The organism is Vibrio sp. 2017_1457_13 (assembly GCF_030851525.1).
GTDB lineage: Bacteria > Pseudomonadota > Gammaproteobacteria > Enterobacterales > Vibrionaceae > Vibrio > Vibrio metschnikovii.
In genome coordinates this window covers 357160-377367 of sequence record NZ_VHTA01000002.1, presented here as the reverse complement: position 1 = coordinate 377367, position 20208 = coordinate 357160, and the positions used below count along the sequence as shown (strand labels likewise).

Annotated in this window: 34 protein-coding genes; 31 read left to right on the top strand and 3 right to left on the bottom strand. The window is 45.5% G+C overall.

The features are described from left to right. Positions 1-290: 290 nt before the first annotated feature. From FKN88_RS04280 to FKN88_RS04270, 3 genes are read right to left on the bottom strand one after another with little or no spacing between them, the layout of a single operon-like run. Positions 291-827, bottom strand: a complete 537-nt coding sequence (locus tag FKN88_RS04280) for a hypothetical protein (protein ID WP_306687258.1) — start codon at positions 825-827, stop codon at positions 291-293. After that, positions 820-1719, bottom strand: a complete 900-nt coding sequence (locus tag FKN88_RS04275) for a DUF4747 family protein (protein WP_306687257.1) — start codon at positions 1717-1719, stop codon at positions 820-822. The genes FKN88_RS04280 and FKN88_RS04275 overlap by 8 nt, the downstream gene beginning before the upstream one ends. 27 nt (positions 1720-1746) lie before the next feature. Next, entirely contained in the window at positions 1747-2496 is a 750-nt protein-coding gene (locus FKN88_RS04270; protein ID WP_170887319.1) for a helix-turn-helix transcriptional regulator, read from the bottom strand. Positions 2497-2821: 325 nt separating this feature from the next. On the opposite strand from FKN88_RS04270, the gene FKN88_RS04265 reads away from it, so the two are divergent. The 31 genes from FKN88_RS04265 to FKN88_RS04115 all read left to right on the top strand — a co-directional run bounded on the left by FKN88_RS04265 (position 2822) and on the right by FKN88_RS04115 (position 20153). Further along, a complete protein-coding gene (locus FKN88_RS04265; protein WP_170887318.1) occupies positions 2822-3280 on the top strand; it encodes a YmfL family putative regulatory protein in 459 nt (152 codons plus the stop codon). A 63-nt stretch (positions 3281-3343) separates the two neighbouring features. Beyond that, complete coding sequence (locus FKN88_RS04260; protein WP_170887317.1) at positions 3344-3601, top strand: hypothetical protein; 258 nt, start codon at positions 3344-3346, stop codon at positions 3599-3601. Next, positions 3601-3762, top strand: coding sequence for a hypothetical protein (locus tag FKN88_RS04255; RefSeq protein WP_170887316.1), 162 nt, complete (start codon positions 3601-3603; stop codon positions 3760-3762). The genes FKN88_RS04260 and FKN88_RS04255 overlap by 1 nt, the downstream gene beginning before the upstream one ends. Then, entirely contained in the window at positions 3762-4400 is a 639-nt protein-coding gene (locus FKN88_RS04250; RefSeq protein ID WP_170887315.1) for a DNA N-6-adenine-methyltransferase, read from the top strand. Before FKN88_RS04255 ends, FKN88_RS04250 begins: the two co-directional genes overlap by 1 nt. After that, positions 4401-4604, top strand: coding sequence for a hypothetical protein (locus tag FKN88_RS04245; protein ID WP_170887314.1), 204 nt, complete (start codon positions 4401-4403; stop codon positions 4602-4604). Next, entirely contained in the window at positions 4601-4864 is a 264-nt protein-coding gene (locus FKN88_RS04240) for a hypothetical protein (protein ID WP_306687256.1), read from the top strand. The genes FKN88_RS04245 and FKN88_RS04240 overlap by 4 nt, the downstream gene beginning before the upstream one ends. Then, positions 4848-5087: a hypothetical protein gene (locus tag FKN88_RS04235; protein WP_306687255.1), complete on the top strand. Its 240-nt coding sequence runs from the start codon at positions 4848-4850 to the stop codon at positions 5085-5087. The genes FKN88_RS04240 and FKN88_RS04235 overlap by 17 nt, the downstream gene beginning before the upstream one ends. Further along, positions 5080-6033 (top strand): hypothetical protein, encoded by a 954-nt coding sequence (locus FKN88_RS04230; RefSeq protein ID WP_249339298.1) that lies wholly within the window; start codon positions 5080-5082, stop codon positions 6031-6033. The genes FKN88_RS04235 and FKN88_RS04230 overlap by 8 nt, the downstream gene beginning before the upstream one ends. Beyond that, positions 6030-6698 (top strand): replication protein P, encoded by a 669-nt coding sequence (locus FKN88_RS04225; RefSeq protein WP_170887313.1) that lies wholly within the window; start codon positions 6030-6032, stop codon positions 6696-6698. The genes FKN88_RS04230 and FKN88_RS04225 overlap by 4 nt, the downstream gene beginning before the upstream one ends. Before the next feature lie 233 nt (positions 6699-6931). Then, positions 6932-7243 (top strand): hypothetical protein, encoded by a 312-nt coding sequence (locus tag FKN88_RS04220; protein ID WP_212752266.1) that lies wholly within the window; start codon positions 6932-6934, stop codon positions 7241-7243. Next, positions 7240-7524: a DUF4406 domain-containing protein gene (locus tag FKN88_RS04215; protein ID WP_249339297.1), complete on the top strand. Its 285-nt coding sequence runs from the start codon at positions 7240-7242 to the stop codon at positions 7522-7524. The genes FKN88_RS04220 and FKN88_RS04215 overlap by 4 nt, the downstream gene beginning before the upstream one ends. Then, positions 7518-8528: a DUF968 domain-containing protein gene (locus tag FKN88_RS04210; RefSeq protein WP_170887311.1), complete on the top strand. Its 1011-nt coding sequence runs from the start codon at positions 7518-7520 to the stop codon at positions 8526-8528. Before FKN88_RS04215 ends, FKN88_RS04210 begins: the two co-directional genes overlap by 7 nt. 105 nt (positions 8529-8633) lie before the next feature. Next, positions 8634-9305, top strand: coding sequence for a hypothetical protein (locus FKN88_RS04205; protein WP_170887310.1), 672 nt, complete (start codon positions 8634-8636; stop codon positions 9303-9305). A gap of 65 nt (positions 9306-9370) precedes the next feature. Next, positions 9371-9664, top strand: coding sequence for an HP1 family phage holin (locus tag FKN88_RS04200; RefSeq protein WP_238105100.1), 294 nt, complete (start codon positions 9371-9373; stop codon positions 9662-9664). A 30-nt stretch (positions 9665-9694) separates the two neighbouring features. Further along, positions 9695-10183 carry a hypothetical protein gene (locus FKN88_RS04195; RefSeq protein ID WP_212752265.1) on the top strand — a complete coding sequence of 163 codons (489 nt, stop codon included), beginning with the start codon at positions 9695-9697 and terminating at the stop codon, positions 10181-10183. A gap of 85 nt (positions 10184-10268) precedes the next feature. After that, positions 10269-10589: a hypothetical protein gene (locus FKN88_RS04190; RefSeq protein WP_170887309.1), complete on the top strand. Its 321-nt coding sequence runs from the start codon at positions 10269-10271 to the stop codon at positions 10587-10589. Between the two features lie 108 nt (positions 10590-10697). Next, positions 10698-10946, top strand: a complete 249-nt coding sequence (locus FKN88_RS04185) for a hypothetical protein (RefSeq protein WP_170887308.1) — start codon at positions 10698-10700, stop codon at positions 10944-10946. A gap of 447 nt (positions 10947-11393) precedes the next feature. Next, a complete protein-coding gene (locus tag FKN88_RS04180) occupies positions 11394-11663 on the top strand; it encodes an HNH endonuclease (RefSeq protein ID WP_373567169.1) in 270 nt (89 codons plus the stop codon). A 345-nt stretch (positions 11664-12008) separates the two neighbouring features. Then, positions 12009-12458, top strand: a complete 450-nt coding sequence (locus tag FKN88_RS04175; protein WP_170887306.1) for a phage terminase small subunit P27 family — start codon at positions 12009-12011, stop codon at positions 12456-12458. A gap of 18 nt (positions 12459-12476) precedes the next feature. Further along, positions 12477-14210 carry a terminase large subunit gene (locus tag FKN88_RS04170; protein ID WP_170887305.1) on the top strand — a complete coding sequence of 578 codons (1734 nt, stop codon included), beginning with the start codon at positions 12477-12479 and terminating at the stop codon, positions 14208-14210. Continuing rightward, the gene (locus FKN88_RS04165; protein WP_170887304.1) at positions 14207-14368 is read left to right on the top strand and encodes a hypothetical protein; all 162 of its coding nucleotides are present in this window, start codon (positions 14207-14209) and stop codon (positions 14366-14368) included. The genes FKN88_RS04170 and FKN88_RS04165 overlap by 4 nt, the downstream gene beginning before the upstream one ends. Continuing rightward, positions 14361-15560, top strand: a complete 1200-nt coding sequence (locus FKN88_RS04160; protein WP_170887303.1) for a phage portal protein — start codon at positions 14361-14363, stop codon at positions 15558-15560. Before FKN88_RS04165 ends, FKN88_RS04160 begins: the two co-directional genes overlap by 8 nt. After that, positions 15553-16167, top strand: coding sequence for an HK97 family phage prohead protease (locus FKN88_RS04155; protein ID WP_140154865.1), 615 nt, complete (start codon positions 15553-15555; stop codon positions 16165-16167). The genes FKN88_RS04160 and FKN88_RS04155 overlap by 8 nt, the downstream gene beginning before the upstream one ends. A gap of 32 nt (positions 16168-16199) precedes the next feature. Further along, positions 16200-17402 carry a phage major capsid protein gene (locus tag FKN88_RS04150; protein WP_170887302.1) on the top strand — a complete coding sequence of 401 codons (1203 nt, stop codon included), beginning with the start codon at positions 16200-16202 and terminating at the stop codon, positions 17400-17402. 61 nt (positions 17403-17463) lie between these two features. Next, the gene (locus FKN88_RS04145; protein ID WP_170887301.1) at positions 17464-17844 is read left to right on the top strand and encodes a hypothetical protein; all 381 of its coding nucleotides are present in this window, start codon (positions 17464-17466) and stop codon (positions 17842-17844) included. Then, a complete protein-coding gene (locus tag FKN88_RS04140; RefSeq protein WP_170887300.1) occupies positions 17837-18169 on the top strand; it encodes a head-tail connector protein in 333 nt (110 codons plus the stop codon). The genes FKN88_RS04145 and FKN88_RS04140 overlap by 8 nt, the downstream gene beginning before the upstream one ends. Before the next feature lie 6 nt (positions 18170-18175). Beyond that, positions 18176-18526 carry a phage head closure protein gene (locus tag FKN88_RS04135; protein ID WP_170887299.1) on the top strand — a complete coding sequence of 117 codons (351 nt, stop codon included), beginning with the start codon at positions 18176-18178 and terminating at the stop codon, positions 18524-18526. 2 nt (positions 18527-18528) lie between these two features. Further along, positions 18529-18963: an HK97-gp10 family putative phage morphogenesis protein gene (locus FKN88_RS04130; RefSeq protein WP_212752263.1), complete on the top strand. Its 435-nt coding sequence runs from the start codon at positions 18529-18531 to the stop codon at positions 18961-18963. Continuing rightward, complete coding sequence (locus FKN88_RS04125; protein ID WP_170887298.1) at positions 18960-19334, top strand: hypothetical protein; 375 nt, start codon at positions 18960-18962, stop codon at positions 19332-19334. Before FKN88_RS04130 ends, FKN88_RS04125 begins: the two co-directional genes overlap by 4 nt. Before the next feature lie 9 nt (positions 19335-19343). Next, positions 19344-19796, top strand: a complete 453-nt coding sequence (locus tag FKN88_RS04120) for a hypothetical protein (RefSeq protein WP_306687251.1) — start codon at positions 19344-19346, stop codon at positions 19794-19796. 6 nt (positions 19797-19802) lie between these two features. Beyond that, positions 19803-20153, top strand: a complete 351-nt coding sequence (locus FKN88_RS04115; RefSeq protein WP_170887296.1) for a hypothetical protein — start codon at positions 19803-19805, stop codon at positions 20151-20153. Positions 20154-20208: the final 55 nt, after the last annotated feature.

Below are 20208 nucleotides of genomic sequence, written 5' to 3'. Positions count from 1 at the left end.
TTGAGCTATCACTTATACTTCGGTGTATTTACAAGGTGGACATTCTAAATCATTGAAGAGGTAAATTCTGAGGTCACTACTAGGGAACAGGCATATTTTTTGATAAAAGGGGCCAAAAAATCGCTCTGGCATTGAATTCGAGATCAACGGTGATTGCAAATGTAGGTCTCGAAAAGCACGATTTGGGATGGCCTCTAGCTATGTATTTGTACGTAAGGTCGTGTTTTGTAAAGAGCTAAACATATATTTAATTGCGAGGCAGACGATAAGATAAAGTTATTTAGTTATGGTTAATCTTTGGGTTTGCGTAGTGATGTTTGAAAATCATCGTACCATTTTGCAACTTTGAGAATAGCGAAGACAGCTGCTATAGCCGTTAACAAGGCATAAATGAAAAGGAAATATGCAAAAAATGCGTAAAATCTAGCTCCTATTACCATGTATAAATTAGTAATTACAACATCACTATAGCTGCTTGCTAAAATCGCAAGAAGTAAAGATAAAAGCTGTAATAGTACAAAATGGGTAAAGGTTGCATTAACTTCCATGTAGGGAGATATCTCATCGTCCTCGTCAGTCCCAGCGATTAAACTCTTAAAACGTTCATCACCAATTGCCACCCACATAGCAAAACCACCTAGAGTAAACCCCAAAACGCTAGGAATAACGGAAATTACCTGTTGATACCATTTACTTTCAATAGGATACCAAGAGTTGTACATCAAAAAAGTTAGGCATATCGCCATCCAAAAATACCGGCTGGAAAGCAGTGCTGACCACCCTCCGTATGCTAACCAGTACTCTTTGAATGGAGAAGTATTACTCATTTTGTATCCAGTCTCTAATTTTTTGAATGATTTTTGGAGCCTTAATCTTTATTTGGCTAAATGCGTCGGTTGTTTCTGGGTTATAGACGACTGTTTCAAAGAAATGATGCGCTTTTGTTGAAAGGGTTTCAACTCTGTTGCTCTCGATATTCACCACTTTAGCTTCAACAAAACCATTCTTAGCCGCAACTTTTGCAATGATTTTCTCTTCTTCATCCAATTGAAGTGTTTCACCTTTTGGTGGAACCAAAGTTGTTTCTTGGCGCTCAGCATTCAGTCTTTGTAAACGTTTTTTGAATTTTGCTTCAGCCGACTTTACATCATCAGGGTTGGGGCGAGTGATTAGCATGCTAAAGTAAGAAATGGTTTGGTTATTAAGAATCTCATCAACTTTATTGATTGCAGGAATAATGTGAATATGGACTTTTCCATATTTATCAAATAATTCAGGATTGTTTAGTAAATTTGAAAGGGTTTTTTGTGCAAAACTAGGAGGAAATGATTTGTTGTCATATGACTGCTCAAAAATTAATGAGTGGCTATCTGGATAAAAGATGAAAGAAAATCTAGACATGTTCGGTTTCAAATGTTCTGGGAGTTCTTTTATCTTTTTTAGTTCATCTTCACTAGCAGCTTCTTTGCTAACAATGTTATACCATTCCGAGTTCTTATCTATCTCGGTGTACTTGATAAACTCCCCGCTAATTGGGCCCGTTCCTTTTTTTTCCCTATCAATTTTATGAACAAAAGATATATTTGCGTACGTATCCCCCCTTAACTTTACGGGGCGATCCAACTTTTCCGCTTGGCGAAACAATGTTAAGTACTTTTTGGGTGAGTGTGGATGAATGACAATGCTTAGAGCACCCAAACGAAAGGTTTTATGCGCCATTTTTATTCCTTATTCCTTTAGATCGCGTTATAGCAACACCGAATACCAGAACACACGGCCAACAATCGTGATTTGCTGTTCTAATACTTGTGCTTCAGTATATTCCCTTGGTGGATATTCTAGCTCGTTGAAGCTGTAAATTCTGAGGCCACCGCCAGGTAACCGGTACAGTTTCTTGATAAAAAGCTCACCATTGTGGTTGATAGCAAAAAGCTTTCCGTCCACCAGCGTTTTATTACCGCAGTCAATACCCACAGTTGAATTATCTGGTAGTACGGGCTCCATGCTGTCGCCTTTTACCGAAACACATTTAGCATTTGCGGGGTCTACGTTATATCGGCGCAGCGTCGATTTAGCAAAACGTAGGCGGTAACCCTTGTCTTGCTCGGTATCACAAATAAATCCATTACCTGCTGACAGCCGCACATCTGATAAAAACGGAATGGCGACCTCATCATCGCCCAGCGGCGTTTTGCTGTCCCAAACTTGCATATTTCCAATTAGTTCAGCGTTTCCTTTTGCTTCGAGTTTTTCTTCTCCAAGTTGGAGCCATGATAAGCTCACACCAAGGGTATGAGCTAGCTCTGTCATTTTATCAGGGCGAGGCATCGACTCAGCATTTAGCCACTTGCTAACAGCTTTAGGTGTAATGCCAAGCTTTCTAGCGAGTATGACGCCTCTTCCGTGTTCTTCTATCCCAGCGTTTGAACAGGCCTGTGCAAGCCGACGGGAGAATTCTAATCGCACATTATCAATATGAACCATAGGTTCAATCATAATACCTCTTGCCTGTACTTTCAGTTCTGTTGTAACATGTACTTAAAGTTCATTTTTGAGTTGAGACATATGTTGAGAGAAGCCATTACATCTATTGGTGTACAGAAAATTTCCGAAGAGTGTCACGTCAGCGTTCGTGCTGTTTATAAATGGTGCGAGAAAGGCGTTCTGCCTCGCACCGAGTACACAGGTGAAACCAATTATGCAGAGACAATCGAAGCTCTATCAAACGGTGACTACAAAAAGGAACAACTTCTGGGCATCCCTAGATAAGTTGATTGTTGCAAAACCTAGAGCTTTAAGTAACTACCAACATAAGGAGTAAATGGTGAATAAGAAAGAAATGGTTAACCGAACCATTGCAGGCATCACCGGAGGAAAAGAAGCAGTTGCAGCGATGCTGGGTATGTCCGTCGATAGTTTCAATAACCACCTGTACGAAAAGAAAGGCTCACGTTTCTTCAGTGTTGATGAGCTGGTGGAAATGGCGGATTTAACTAATACCCCATACGTTGCTGAGTATTTTGCTCGCCGTGTCCATTGCCTTGTTGTCGAGTGCCCTAGCGCTGCTGAGCTAGATAGCGTGGATATGTTTGATTGTCATTTACACCTCAATGCGGTGAAAGGTTTGTTAGACCAAACCATTGAAGAAGCAAAAGCAGATGGAGTATTTGATGCTAAGGAACGTAAAGCGATAGCGAAGCTAAAAGGGGAATACCAAGCGGCTTTTGAAGCTTTTATGTTGAAGATGGATGCCTTGTATTCAAAAGGTAACGGTAATTGATGGAAGTGATGCTCAATTAAAAATGCATGGGTATTTGCGCGGTATAACACTGAGGAAACTTACATGAGAACAGGGACATTTTGGGAAACGGTAAAACAGATGGCAATGATGACGACAAATACTTGTCGAGTTGCAGCGCATCAAGGGCAAAACACAACGATGTTTGAGCGTGAACAGATTCAATTATTAAAAGAGAAATGTGAGCGCCATTTGCGTGTTTTAGATGATGAAAGAGAGTTGGCTTTAAACCGCGGCAACGGTCTAAAGCCGAGTGAAAAACCTTGCGAGGAAATTTCACATACCACTTCGGAGAAGCAGTAATGATAAGCATAGCACTAAGAGCACGGATAGAGAACCACCAGTACCGCTGGTTTAAGGTGGAGAATGGGCTATTTATCGAAATCACTCATGATGAGCTGGCTGATCTGTATGAAGCGAAGCGTCTTTATGTCAAAGCGGTTTATGAGGGCGGAGCGATCTAATGTCGAATAGTGAATTGATTTTAGATAAACCCCTTACGGCTGATCAGTTAGTTAACCAAAGCTCTGGCTGTACTGAGTGGTACACCCCGTCGTGGCTAACATCGCTTTGCTCTGAATTGATGGGCGGAATTGATTTAGATCCTGCCTCTTGTGAAGTTGCTAATAAAACGGTTGGTGCAACGCGTTATTACACAAAAGCAGATGACGGGCTTAGTCGTGATTGGTTTGGCAATGTGTTTATGAATCATCCTTTCGGTAAGCCGGAACAGGCTTGCGTGAGAAGCAAAACCGATCGTTCACGTTTTCTTTGCAACAAAAAAAGATGCAAAGAAAGAGGCTACCACACGGAGCATTATGTTCCTGGCAATTCAGACTGGATCAACCGGTTTATTGAGCAGTATGAGGCGGATAAATTTCGTCGTGGCGTCGCACTCACTTTTGCAAGTACTTCGGAAGATTGGTTTAAGCCCTTGTATCAATTCCCAAGATGCTGGCTGTACAAGCGAGTTCATTTCCTTGATGCCAACGGTAATGAGGTGAAGGGAGCAACCAAAGGCTGCGTTCTAACTTTTGCGGGCATGGAGTTCGGAAAGATTGAGCGGATATTTTCTAAGTACGGCAAAGTTGATCGGGGGTAGATGATGGCTAAAGACAGAGAACTTATTGAAAAGTTAGAAGAAGCTGAAAATTTTATCAAAGCAATAAAACACGGTCTTGAGCGTAAAGTGAGAGACGAAACTCAGCTTGAAGTTATCAACATGGATGCAAAGGCGCTTGTTGATGTGAGCCAAGAGATTGAAATGATCACTCAGTATCTAGAGTCGATTGGGGTGGTGGCATGAGCGAACTGGAGAAAAATTTCAAAGCATCAGCAGTAATGGAATTTGTTGACATGATACGCGGTGCTTATGATTCAGGCTTTATCGACAATCATCCCACCATTTACGACATCTACCGCTCAGCTCAAATGCACGTCAAGGATCGCTACGGTGTTGACACTGATAATTGGGATGACGAGTTAGCTAAAGAAAGCCGCACTGATAATTTTGAAAATGCACTTAAGGCAATGAAGGGGGGGCAGAGTGATGTCTTTAGTTCATAACTATCAAGGTATTAAAGGGCTTCGTGCTATTGCTGAAAAGTTTGGTATTAATCCTTCCACGCTTCGTCATCGCGTTAACAAAAGAGGAATGGATATTGAACAGGCGTTGGGAATAAAACCCTACGTTAAACCGAAAAATACCATGGGTGTCCGTAAGCCGGACTTGTTATCCGATTTGTGGTGTTTGGCATTGAGTATTAACAGGGGAGCGAATCATGACTAGGTTATTTGAGGTGGTGCGTGAGCTTTCAGGCCACTCATCATCAATCAGCATTCCCCGACCATATATTAAGTTTTGCGAGGGTAATCATACCCACGCCGCTGTACTTTCTCAGCTTGTTTTCTGGTCTGGTACTAAATCAGATGGGGAATGGTTTTATAAATCTAATGACGAGTTAGGTGAGGAGCTTTGTCTTTCTTGTGATCAAGTTCGCTATGCTATTCGTCAGCTTAAAAAGCGTTTAGACGGCGTGATCATCAGTCGAGTCAAAAAAGCAAATGGAGTTCCGACTACTCATTATCAAATAGATGGCAATAAGCTGGTAGAACTTATGTTCCCCAGAAATGAGCAAGATTCCCAAATGGATTTGGGAAAATTACCAGAACCGAATCCAGTGGAAGAAAGTGAACACAATTCCCAAATGGAAACGGTAATTTTACCAGATGGAAGTGGAAATATTACCGAATCCAAACGGGAAAATTACCAGAACCTTGGAAGTGGTAATTTTACCGATTCCATTAACAGATCCAAACCAGATACTAACAAACAGATCATCCCCCTAAGCCCCCCTGAAGGGGAAGGCCAACAAGATATTAATTCTGTGGTTATGGATTCTTACAATGAAATCCTTGGGCAGCGGTTTGTATTTTGTAAAACACTCAACGACAAACGAAAGCGTTCGATTAAGAAGTTTGTATCTGAGTTGGAGTCGCTAGGTGTTGACTCTGTTGCTGATTACTTTCAAGCCTTTAACGCTTCTGCTGGTGATTTTTATGCTGGTGTGAACGATCGTGGTTGGCGAGCCAGTTTTGATTATGTTTTGCGTTCGGATGTGGTGGTTCGCGTGGTGGAGGGATCGCTGGGTGGCCAAGTTACCAGAAGCCTTTCTGATATCAACGATAGCACCGATTGGATTTATGACATGGACATGCCAGAGGGGTCACTATGAAAAGTGTTAGTCAACTTGCGACGGTTACCAATCTTCAGCGCTCAATGAATCAGCCTAAGAATCCTAATGTGGGCGTGAAATCTGATGAGACCGCTCGTCATGTGAATTTTATTTTTCGTGAATTATTGAGCGCATGTCCTGCGTGGAATGCTCGTTTTGAACGTAATCCCGCTGAGTTGAATGCCCTTAAACAATCGTATTTGAAAGGGCTGGTGGAGAATGGCTTATCTAGCATGGATGCTATTCAGAAAGGGATCCGCAACGCTCGTATGAGTGAAAGTGATTTTTTCCCTAGTGTGGGTAAGTTCATTAACTGGTGTCGTAATGATGATTTTATCCAGTGTTTTGAACGATTCATGCAAAACAACAAACCACAAAATCAATTTGAAAAACTGGTTTTTACTGATGCGGTGCATGCCAATGTGAAACGTAAAGCGATTGGCGATGACGAAAAAACCTTTAAGCGAATTTTTGATAAGTGGATTAAACGGTTTTCTGCTGGAGACATTCCACAGGATGTGCCCGCTCTTCCTCCACGTTCAGTTGTCATGCCTACGGACATAGCAAGAGAGCGTTGTGGTGTACCTAAACCAGAGCAGTTTCGTAAGGGGTCAGTGTTTGCTCGTATTGCTGAGCGGGCCCAAGGGGGAGTGCATGGTGAGTGAAAAAGATCTTATTGTGTTGATGAAAGCTCGCCGTAAGTTGTGGAGCCCTAGTGAACTTTGCGACGCGCTAGGAATGCATGTTTGTGAGCTTATTAGTTTGATAAAGAGAGCTCAGGTTAAAGGAGCGCCGCTTAAACATGTAAACAGTGCAGAAACAGCATATACCAGTAAATTTTGGTTGATAGAGGGATGAGTATGTTAGCGCAGTTTGAGTATCTTAAAGCGGTGGCGTCATGATCAGTCATTTAGAACAATTACTTTTAACCCATATTAAAGCGGTAAAACTCCAATTGCCCGAGGCTGAGTATCGGTTTCACCACAAGCGTAAATGGCGTTTTGACTTTGCTTATCCTGATTATCAATTAGCGATTGAAGTTGAAGGCGGTACGTGGACAACGGGGCGACATAACCGCGCAAAAGGCTATGAGTCGGATTGTGAAAAGTACAATACAGCAGCATTGATGGGATGGCGAGTTTTACGATTTACGGGAGACATGATAAAGCGAGGGGAGGCAATCAAAATGATAGAGGAGGCATTGGGTTGAAGAAAATTTATATTGCAGGGCCAATGACTGGGTTGCCTGAATTTAATAAACCTCAATTTTTTAAAGCAGAGTTTAAGTTGAAGTGCGAGAACTATACCGTCCTTAATCCCGCCATTCTCCCTGATGGGTTGGAGCATCATGAATATATGGAGATTTGCCTTCCGATGGTACGTGTTTCTGATGCTGTTTATATGCTGAAAGGATGGGAGAGATCGAGAGGGGCAAATATGGAACATGATTACGCAATGGATATAGGGCTAGAGGTCATTTACGAATGTTAGTGCTACAGCCTTTTTTGCAAGCCGATCTTGGTATTGTGATGTTTAAGCCCGGTAAAACGTTACTTTCTGAGTTAGTAAAAATGAGCCAAGGTAACCGGCTGGTAGTTATGCCATTACCGGACGAGCTTGTTAACGTACCAAGCGGAAAACTCAATAAGCCATTGTTATCATCTGGTGATAAGTCATTAGTAAAAGATCACCGACTTGCCGAATTTTTCATACATCAAGAAGTGCAAAAGCGACTAGGGGGATTCAATTACTGGCTTGAGCGTATCCCTCACTGTCAGCTTTCGGATGATGGTTATTGTGATAAGAACCTGACCACGCTTAATCTTGACGTTGGAGGCGTTCGTCTCTGCTGGCACCACGACAATCATGAGAGAGCTATACCAACAGAACGATGCCAAGAAATAGCAAAGAGAAACGTAATGCTATGGGCAATGGAGAGGATTTGCTATCAACTTAAATTAGAGCAAGGGCATATCCTGACGCTAGCAGAAGTTTGCTGGTGGAGTGTTGTTAATGCTGTGTATGAGTATTTACCACAGTCCATAGTTGATGAAATCTTTGGTGTTAAACCAAAAAAGACAACTGGTGAGTTAATTCGACGAGAAAGTGATGATCGCTACTATGTTGATAGCAAAGATCTACTGCGTGACAGAGTAAAGAAAGTCGAGCTAATCGTTGATGACGAACCACCAGCTCTGTATATGGCTAGACCAAAGGAATTGACTTGGCACTGTGAAAAATACCTTAAGTTTGTTCGATCACTACCTTGCGTTATCACAGGCAAAACAGTGGATGTTGTCGCTCATCATCTAATAGGACATGGCGAGGGAAAGGCAGGAGCGAAGGCTCATGATTTATTCACTATACCCCTGCATATTGATGAACACCGCCGCTTTCATGATGATCCTAAAAAATGGGAAGCTCAACATGGATCACAGTTGTTCTATGTAAAGCAGACGATAAAGAAAGCGTTGGATTTGGGGGCGCTATTGTGAGAGATAATTCCACAGTTTAGTGATGAGGATCGTGCTATATAAAAGCACATAGAATTAGCTTATACTGTTTTTTTATACAGCTTTGTAGTTAAGGTGGGTAAAACAATGGGGTTGGTTATTAATGTTGAGCGATGGGATATGGCTGCGGCTATCAGCATAGCTACCGAGGGTATTAGAGCTAAATACAATGCTGGTTCCGGTGGGGGTGGCTTTGGTGCTGCAGATAGAGAAATCGGTGCTAAGTTAGATGGAGCTAAAATTCTTGCTGTAATCGATCAGATGGAAATAACCGCGCAGCATTTAGCAGATTGGTGCTTGTTTGCTTATGCATCGCCCCTGTGGAATTCAACTGATAATAAAATCCGATTTCTGAAAACACTAATGAATGATTGGGCTGTACTCTCTTTGGAACAAGGCACAGTTATTCAGAAAAAAACTTTTGAGAGAATGGCTTGTCTTGCCTCTGTTGTTGCTGGTGCATTTGCTTTAGAGCAGATACAAGGAGTTTCAGTTATAAATACCGATAGGGGGCTAAGTTACCAGCCTAAGCTTACTCGTTCTTACCTGATACATTTGCTTGTTGAGCATGACCTCAAAAACGCTTCCGAGAGTGTTAGAAACTCGGAATTTGAAAGTAAGCGTAGACGATATTACCAGACGCATTGGGATGTTTGGCATTCAAATATTGAGGAGATGAGAAGTCTCTTGATGAATTATGATAAGTCCGCCCGTTTTCTTTTTAAGAAAACACTTGAAAAACAAAATGGGTCATATTAGTGTATGTATATCTAGTATGGATAAGTATACAGTTAACTAAGTAACCGCTTTAAAGGCGGTTTTTTGTGCCTACTATTTCTCGTTTAGCTCAGCATTTTTGCTGGGCTTTTTTATTGTCAAAACAAAATCCAAGGGCACTCCGGCAGGGGGTGAATATGCGTATGAATGAAAAAATCTCCAGTTCTCTGTCGTATGCGTGGGCGTGGTTCTGCGGTTTATTCGCATGGGTTCCTGGTATTTCGCCGGACTGGTGGACGGTAATTATTGGTGCTATTGGCATGGTGATAACCGCTGCGATTAACTGGTATTGGCAAGAAAAGCGGTTCAAAGAGGATTATAGCGACGAGCAAGCTAAATAATATAACGGATCCACTAATCGCGGAGGAGTCATGATCGATGCAAAGCACTTAACCACCTTAGTTGTGCGACCGACGTTGAAACAGTTGGGATTGCACAGCCGCGCAGCTGAACAGCTTATCGTTGGTACGATCTACCAAGAAAGCCACGCCAAATACTTAAAGCAGCTGGGCAATGGTCCGGCACTGGGTGTTATCCAAATGGAGCCGGCAACATACAAAGATATCTGGGACAACTACCTGACATATAAACGCAAGCTGGCGAATCAAATCACTGAACTGTCCAGTATGGCAAGCTTAGATGAAGATATGCGCCCGGATGTTACCCAATTGATCACCAACTTAGCGTTTGCGGTGGCCATGTGTCGTGTTCACTATCTTCGAAAAAAGCCCGCGTTACCGAAAGCCGGTGATATTGATGGCTTGGCCCAGTACTGGAAAGACCACTACAACACCCATTTGGGTGCGGGTACCGTTGACGAGTTCAAGAAGAATTTCCCGCTTGAGGTACTGAATTGTTAAGCAGGAACAGCAGCGCACCCGAACGGTGCATTAACAGGGCGGTCATGATGGCTGCCTTTTCTATATATAGAGGAGTAAAGCCGACATGAAATATCTGTTTATGGTGGCGTTCTTTCTGATCGCCCCCACAGTCCTAGCTAATGGAGTTTCTCCGGAAGTTCCGCCGATTGATTGGGTAACGTTGCTTGCTGTTCTGTTTGGTGAGCATGGTAAAACGATAGCGGCCTGGGTGTCTGTTGCCCTTGTTGTCTGGTCCCAAGTCCGCCAGCTTATCCCGCCACAGTGGATGGCTAAGTTACCAAACTGGTTGATCGATGTTCTTGAGTTCTTAGCCGCGAACAAAGGTAAGGCGGGCAATGAAGCATGGAACGACCCCAAACATATTAAGCGGGCAAAAACGACATGAATTTACCTGGCTGGTTAACCGTAATTCCCGCCCTGGTTAAACGGTTCATTAACGAGCTAGACCGCCGCCGCGTGGAAGCAAAACGAATACGCCGAGAGGATCGACTTAATGAGATTAAAGAGGACCCAACGGCTAGTCATGCTGATCGGTTCGGCCCTAGTGCTGGCCGCGTGTCAATCAACCCCGATGATAGCAACACCTGATTATGTGGATTGTAAGCCAACGCCCCCACAGCTTGAGTGGTACGAAGTGGACGGTGGCGGTATCTACTATCCGCAAAGGTCAGTAATCAATATGCAGTTGTATATCGAGGACTTAAATAGCTGCATTGACTATCACCAAGCTAATCCTGGCTAGGTTTCAACTATCCGGTAATTCCAGATAGTTGCCGAGTGTTGTTACTGGCTGCACTTGTTATCAGTTAAGTCAGCATGTGATCGCAACGAATCCCGCATGTGTCCAATAGGAAGGGATAAGGATCGGTTAGCGCCCGATAGTGCATAAGTTAGCTACAAGAAAAGTGACCCAAGGCTACTGGCTGCCTTAAAGCCAGTTCTAACACCGCCAAAGACAAAGAATGCTAGTGACTTGCGACGTCGTCGAGCGTTGCCAGGCTTCGGCCATTAAACAGCAGTGCCTACGGCGGTGACCCTTTTTAAATATCCTTTGTGTATTTAGTGAGTATTCAAAGGATATTTTGTTATGTCTCCACGAACCCCTAAGCTTTGTCGCCATCCCCATTGTGGTGGCCTGACTAATGACAAGAGTGGTTACTGTGACAAGCATCGTCACACCGGTTGGGAAATGCACCAAGCAGGACGCAGCCGCCATCAGCGTGGCTATGGCAGTGATTGGGATAAGCTCCGAACCAGAATACTGAGACGAGATAAGTACCTATGCCAATGCTGCTTACGTGGTGGTCGCGCTGTTCCGGCTTGTGATGTGGACCATATCATAGCCAAGGAACATGGCGGAACGGATGAAGATAGCAACTTGGAGGCGTTATGTCGGCCATGCCACAAAGCGAAAACTGCACGAGAAAGAACGAAAACACCCATTCGAAACAGCAAATAATGATCGTTTTGCAGATCAAATGGGCGTTTTGGGTACCAATTTACTTAAAAACTTTGGTGTTGTTTTGCCGAACCTTTGGCACATAACCAGACCCTCTCAAGGTCGCACAGACAGCACGAAAAGGTATCAAGGTGATGCTACCTCAATCCTATAATCAAAAAGGCTTCAAGGCGGTTTTAGTTCGCTTGTTGTTCCCGTTCTCAGACCATGGGGGGTGGGGTAAATCTCTACGACCTTTTCGATAGGTACCGCAGCCCCAAGTAAATTTTTATGTGCAATAAATAAGGATCTTTTTTTTACAGCTAGATCCTTGTTGTGACACGTCACTAAAGATGAGGTTTTAAAATGACGAGAGCAGCAGGCGGTGGCCGAAAAAGCGGCAAATCTACGCTGCCATCAGCCCCCGCTCACGAAGCTATGACTAAAGCACCGCCTCCCGATGAGTTACGAGATGATAACGCGGTGGCTATCTGGAAAACGCAAGCCAAAGTCTTAATCGAGCGACGCATTTTAACTGTCGACCATCTGCCGCTTCTCATGGCGTATTGCAATAGTTTTTCTTTATATCTTGAAGCTGAGAAAGCCATTAGTGAAGCCGGTATGACCGTTAACAGTGCCCTAGGTGGTCCTAAAAAAAATCCCGTGGTCAATGTTCGTCAAGATGCGCTTTCTGCTCTCGTGCGCATTGGTAGCTTGCTTGGTTTAGATCCGCTGTCCATGCGTCGAATGGCCGGAGGGGGTGGTGGAGATAAGAGCGACGAAAACGAATTCGCTGAATTCTTACCATCGAGGTGATTTATGTCGAGATGATTTATGGCTAAGTATCCGAACGTAAGTGCCGCAGCGAAGTACGCACGGGACATTGTTAGCGGTCGGATCATTGCTTGTAAATACGCTATCCAAGCGTGTCAACGCCATTTGGACGACCTCGAAAAGAGCAAAGACAAAGCGTATCCGTATCGCTTCAACAAAGACAAAGCTGAGGGCGTTTGTAGATTTATACAGCTCTTACCGCACACCAAAGGTAAATGGGCAAAAAAGCCATTAAAAGACCGGCGCATTAAGTTAGAGCCCTGGCAATTGTTCATTCATGCCGTTCTCTATGGTTGGGAACGAAAGAGGGATAAGCGTCGCCGCTTCAGAGTGGCTTACGTCGAAGTGCCACGAAAGAACGGAAAAAGCATCATCGCCGCGGGCAATGGTCTCTGGATGTTTGCGGCAGATAACGAATACGGCGCAGAGGTTTACTGTGGCGCAACCACAGAGAAACAGGCTTGGGAGGTATTTAAACCAGCGAAGAAGATGGCCGAAGCACTGCCAAACCTTCGTCGTTCGTTCATGATTGACGTCATGGCCAAGAAAATGGAACGGCCAGACGGCAGCATTTTCGAACCGGTGATCGGTGACCCTGGCGACGGTTCAAGCCCACATTGCGCAATCGTCGATGAGTATCACGAGCATGATGGTCCCGAACTGTATGACACCATGTCAACAGGTATGGGGGCACGTGAACAACCGCTCATCTTTGTGATCACCACTTCGGGCTACAACATAGCTGGCCCTTGTAAAGACTTGCACGACGATGTCGTAAAAATCTTAGAAGGCACGACCGATGACGACGAGATCTTTGGCATCATCTACACCATTGATGAAGACGACGATTGGACAGACCCCGCCGTTCTGGCCAAAGCTAACCCTAACCTGGGCGTATCCGTGGATGAAGATTGGCTGCGCAGTCAACAAATGCGCGCTATTCGTAACCCGCGCTATGCCAATACGTTCAAAACAAAACACCTTAATCGATGGGTGTCCGCATCACTTGCTTTCTTCAATATGGAAGATTGGAAAGCTGCCGAAGATACCAGCCTATTGATAGAGGATTTCAAAGACAGCTCATGTTGGTTGTCGCTAGACTTGGCATCAAAGATTGATATATGTAGCCAGATCATGCTGTTTACTCGGAAGGATGACAAAGGACAGCTTCATTTTTACATCTTCTCCAAGCATTATCTGCCGGAAGATACGGTATTCGACCCCGACACTAAGAATCGCAAGGTTTACCAAAAGTGGGTAAGTACGCCTTGGCCAAACAGTGGCGGCAGTGCGCTGATCTCCACTGACGGGGCCGAGGTGGATTTCAACGAGATTGGGGAAGATATTCAGAACTTTTCTGATGAGTTTGAAGTGCGCGAAGTACCCCACGATCCGTGGGGTTCCACCCAGCTTGCGCAAGAGCTTACGGCGGCGGGAATTACCGCCGTCAAAGTACCGCAAACCACGGCACACCTATCACCGGGCATGATTGAACTTGAAGCCGCCTTAAAAGCAGGGCGTGTTCACCATGACGGAAATCCAGTGCTCACCTGGATGATGAGCAACGTTGTCAGCAAGCCAGATGCCAATGAAAACCACTTTCCACGCAAAGACAAACCAGACCAGAAAATTGATGGTGCGGTGGCGTTGATTATGGCGGTTTATCGCGCGCACTTGGCAACGGAAACCTTTGACCCATACGACGATCTAGATGATGAGGATTTATACCTGTGACATACATACTCAACCTGATCGGCCTCGCAGGTTTTGCCGCGTTGCTGAGTGGGGTTTATCTCAAATTCGGGTTGTCGGCTACCTTAATGTTTGGCGGATCCATGCTGTTGATTTTTGCCTTATTGGCATTAAGAAAACTAGGGAGTCGCCATGCTTGATTTGTTGTTTGAAAGCCGCTCAAATCCAGAAGACCCATCCGTCCCGTTGTCTGAGCTCGATCCAGCTGATTGGGGAGTGGGCTCAGGTGTTAGTGTGGAATCCGCGATGGGCTTGTCTGCGGTCTATTCCTGTATTGGTGTTCTTGGTCGCTCTATGGGCCAGTTGCCATTGCATGTGATGCGCCGTAATGAAAATGGCTTCGTTTCTCGTGCCACGGATCACCCTGTTTACTATCTGCTACATGATGAGCCAAATCCCTTTCAAACTAGTTATGACTGGCGAGAATCAGGTATGGTTCATGTGAGCGGCTGGGGTAATCATTACACCGAAATCGTGCGTCATCCTCGTTCGGGGGAAGTGCGCGAACTTGGTTTGATTAGACCTTGGGAATCCAACTTAGTCAAAACCCATTCAGGACGTTACACCTATGCCGTTACTGGTGACGACGCACGTGGGCGAGCAGTCAGTCCTGAAGATATGATCCACATAAAAGCGATTGGTTCAGATGGCAAAGTAGGGAAAAGTCCAATCACCCAGTGTCGGGAATCCTTTGCGTTAGGCCTAGAAACCCAAGGTTATGGCAACCAATTCTTTCGAAGCGGGGGCAAGCCAACGGGTATTGTCTCTGTCAAATCGCAACTAGAGAAATCGAGCTGGGATCGATTGCTCGACCGCTGGCGAAAGTCGAAAGCAGAGATGCAAAGTAACGACAATAAAACGTTGTTCTTACCATCTGAGCTCGCATATCAGTCGATCACCATTCCGCCAGAAGATGCACAGTTCTTAGAAACTCGCAAATTCAGTCGTTCTGAAGTAGCGGGTATTTACAACGTGCCGGCACACATGATTAACGACCTGGAAAAAGCCACCTTTTCCAACATTTCAGAGCAAGCCATTCAGTTCGTTCGTCACACTATGATCCCGTGGGTCGTGAAGTGGGAGCAGGAGCTCAACCGGAAACTATTCACTGAGCAAGAACGACGGGCTGGGTATTACGTCAAGTTCAACCTAAACGGTCTATTACGCGGTACCGCCCAAGAACGCGCTGAATTCTATTCGAAAGCCATTCGTGATGGCTGGATGACCCGCAACCAAGTACGAGAACTGGAAGATATGAACCAAGCCGATGGTTTGGATACTTATCTGCTCAGCGCCGATCTTCAAACAAAAGAGGCCAAACCTAATGAGTAAAAACCTCAATGAGATTTTTATCCGCAGTGATGAAATCAAAGTTGAAAAACGGGAGGACGGAGAGGGGCCACGTATCGTCGGGTACGCGGCCAAGTTCAACACTCGCAGTAACAACCTCGGCGGTTTTGTCGAAGTGATCGCCCCTGGTGCGTTTGATGACGTTTTGGACGATGACGTTCGCGCCCTGTTTAACCATGACCGAAATTTTGTCCTAGGCCGAACCAAAGCGGGTACGCTCACACTGACCGTTGATGAGGTTGGTTTGCGTTACGAGATCACCCCGCCAGACACCCAAACGGTGCGAGACATGGTGATCGAACCAATGGACCGTGGCGACGTCAGCCAAAGCTCGTTTGCGTTTCGTTTACCTTCAGACGGATATCGATGGGATGAGGATGATGATGGGGTATATGTCCGCACCATCACTCGCGTTTCAAAACTGTTGGATGTCAGCCCAGTGACCTATCCAGCTTACAACGACACCGAAGCCAGTACCCGAGCCCTTGAAGAAGCGCGCGCGGCTTGTACTGACGACAGTGAAGAACAGCGCCAATTGGCGCAGCATCAAGAGCAGCAGTACCGCGATCGGTTGTTGCAAACCCTGTAAAACCTTTCATTACTCAAACCGGAGAAAGTTGAATGAAATACCATGAAATGAAGAAAAAACGTGACACGATCGCGCGTCAAATGCGTGAGTTAAACGATAAGGCGAAAGATGAAAAACGCGCGTTCACGGATGATGAAACCACTCAATGGCGAGACATGACGTCAGAGCTGGAAAGCTTAGATTCACAAATTGAACGTGAAGACCAGCTTCGAGAACAAGATGAGCGATTTGTTCGTGATGATAACAATAATACGCCAAACAACCCTGAAGAATCACCAACCGAGCTGCGCCAAGCCGAAGCTTTTACCAATTATTTGCGCCATGGTTTTGCTGAGCTATCGCAAGAAGACAAGGCCCAGCTTCGTGCTCTAGGTACGACAGCTGGTACGACTGGCGGCTTTACCGTACCAAAAACCTTTGTAAATAGAGTGGTTGAAAGTATGGCGGTGTACGGTGGCATTGCTAACGTTTGTCAGGTCATTACAACTCAAGATGGTCGTTCTATGCCTTGGGCTGTGTCCGATGGTCGAACTGAAATTGGTGAAATGCTGGCAGAAAACCAAGAAGCAGGAAAAGGGGATCCGACATTCAGTCAAGTTGAGATTGGCGCAAAGAAAGGCAGCTCTAAAATCGTATTGGTATCGAATGAGCTATTGCAAGACAGCATGATTGATGTCGATGCGTTTGTGGCGCGTCGTATCGGTCAGCGCTTAGGTCGTCTGGAAGCGAGCCAAATCATTACTGGGGATGGTCTTGGCAATAACTTAAATGGCTTGAACAAACAGGTGCAATTAAAACATGAAGCGGCGGCACTCTCTGGCGTATCCTACGCTGATTTGATTAACCTCAAGCACAAAGTGGATCCAGCTTATCGTAACGGCCCAAATACGCGTTGGGCATTCAACGACGACACATTCAAAGGCTTCAAGCTGATGAATGATTCCAATGGCCGTCCGCTATGGTTGCCAGCGATTGCCGGTGTTGCACCAGCCACCATTGATGGCGATCAATACGTGATCGACCAAGGCATCGCTAAAGCGGGCGCAAGCAATAAGTCCGTGTTCTATGGTGATTGGTTATCGGTCGTGCTACGCCGTGTGGCGTACATGAACCTGCGCCGCTTGACCGAGCGTTACGCTGAATTCGATCAGATGGGCTTCATTGGCTTCCACCGCTTTGATGTACTGTTGGAAGACGTTGCAGCTATTGCCGCGCTAGAACACGCTGCGGCTTAATTATCACCCTCAGAATGAGCCCACCAAACGGTGGGCTTTTTCATGCAAGAAGGAATAGCCCATGACAACCACCAAAGCCAAAACGCCCGCTGCAAAAGCGAAAGAGAACACCAAAGATTCAGCAACAATCTCAGAAGTGAAAGCTCCAAGTGACGCCACCGCGCAAGAGGGAGCGACGTCAGAACCTTCTGTTCAACAAACTCAAACGCAAGGTGACGCTAAATCACCGAAAGATCCGGAACCAGAGTCTCAAGTTCAGCAGAGCCAAGAATCACCAACGCCGCCTGAAGCATCAACCGACGAAGTTCAAGTAAAGCTGAAAATGCCACTTTGGGATTCTCTAAAACAGCGTTCTTTCACGATTAACGATCTGTATCCATGCTCAGAGAAAGAGGCGCAGCGCCTTATTGAGAATGGTACGGCGGTAAAAGCCGATGCTTGATCTGGTTAAGGTAAAAAACCAGTGCAGTATCGATGACGACATCACCGAGCATGATCAGCAGCTTACTCTCTACTTGTCGGCGGCTAAGCGAGCCGTTGAGAACTACCTCAATCGTCCCGTCTACTGGACCCAAGAGGAAGTGCCGCAAGACCCAGAGTTAGTGCCAGAAAATGCTTTTGTGGCCAGAGAGGACACAGAACTGGCGGTGTTATTGTTAATTGGCCACTGGTTTGCGCATCGAGAAGCAGTGACAGAAAACAGCGTTAAAACCCTTCCTCTCGGCGTTAGTTTTCTGTTGGATTTTGATCGAGATATTAATCTGTGAGGGTGTATGCAAGCAGGCAAACTCAATCAACGAATCACCCTGTATCGCACTGCAACCGGTAAAAGCCCAAGCGGTGCACCCACGGTTGAACTCGTTAAGTCAGCCTCTCCTTGGGCAGAACTCATCGCAAACGCCAGCGGCCAAAACGCTGGCAACGACCGAGAGCGGCCCGAGAACACTTATCAATGGCGGTTGCGCTGGCGTGAAAATATCGAGCAAGACCACTGGCTGCACTGGCGTGGTCGCTGGATGAAAATCACTGGCGTCAACGATTCCGATCCTCGCCGCCAAGAGCTTATCCTTGACGCCGTTGCCAATCCAAAATCAAAACCGCCACCGATAAAGGGGGAGGAATAACGATGATAGAGAGTTGGGATGTATCTGGTTTGCAAGAGCTTGAAAAAGCCCTGACTGACATCGGCGAAAAGGCTGGCTTGCGCACCTTACGCAAGGCTAGTCGTGAAGCCATGGGCGGGGTGCAGTTCGCTATGGCCATGGGTGCTGGTTACGATAATGAATCGATGGAAGGTGAACACATGCGCGACAGCATCAAGATCACCACCAAAAAACTAGACAGCAAGTATGGCGGCAAAGATAACGCTCTGACTACTCGTGTCGGCCCGTCGAAAAAACATAGCCAAAAAGCCATCGCACAAGAATACGGAACAGCAAAACAAACCGCTGTGCCGTTTATGCGCCCAGCGCTATTTGAAAACCGTCACCGTGTAGTCAGTACATTCCGCACCGTACTGGCTATCGAAATTCAAAAAGCCATTAAGAAACAAGTAAAATGAATCTAGAGCAAGCCTTAAATGCCTGGTTAAGTGAATTAACTGGGCTGAAATGCTATTGGTTAAAGCGGCCAGATCACGCAGATAACGCCGTCGTCTATCGATGCATTTCGCCCGGCATCGTTGAAGCCAATCTAGCGAGCACGGGCATTCGTGAAGATAGCTATAGCATCACGATTTATCACCGCGATCCAGAAAAAGGAAAAGCACTCGCTGATGCTGTTTTTAAGCGTCTAGACAACTTCAATGGCGCGTTAAACCCCTTGACCGAAAATGAATATTACATCCAACTCATTACTTTTAGCGGCGGCTTTGATCAGTGGCTAAGCGGCGATGAGTACCAATTTAACCGAGACTTTGTCCTTTACCATTAAGGAATCGACATGACTGATATTAAAGACCCCGTTAAGTACGCCAGACTTCCTGCAGGAACCAAGGTTTATTGTGCCGAAATTGACACTCCTGAATCACGAAAGCTGCTTAAAGACATGAACGCTATTGGCACAACAGGCAAGAAATCCGGCTTTGTTGAAGTTGATCGGCTTATTGATGTCGAACCAAAGTTCATGGCGGACACTCCCGAAGCACCTGATAAAGAGTGGGTTCTGATTGACGATTCAACCGATGAGAATACAGCTTGGTTGCTTGAAAAAGCAGATCGAAACGAAGCGGTAATTATTTATGTTGAATTTCCAAATCGGCGCTGGGCTGAAATGGTCATTGCGCTTGGCGGATGGGAACTCAAAGAGTTGGAGAAAGGTAAGCCGATGATGCTGTCAGTTGCAGGCAAACAGAACAGCATTAAGCGCGGAATCATTGCAGAAAGTGGAGAATAACGACCCATGTCAATCAAACAAAAATTACTTACCCCAGCGCCAAAGCCTCCTGTTGAGCTTCAACTGTTACGCGAAACATTTCTTGCCCGCCGTCTGAGTGCTCATTTACTTGCGCATTACAATCAAGCGTTTGTTAAAGCGCGAACCTCAGACGATTCCGATGCCGCTGTGCAAGCGTCAGCATCATTAGTGCTTGATTCCATCATCGATGAAGATGGCCGACCACTCAGTGATTCGGTTTCACCGGACGAAATTATCAAGGTTTACGATCACGAAGATTTGAAAGATGCGGTCGACAAACTCATGAGCTTTAACTTCATGGGTGTTACGTCGGAAGCTGACGCAAAAAAAGATTAAAAGATGACCCTCTCCTGTTATTTTGCTTTGAGCTCGCCGAGCATATCGGCGGTGT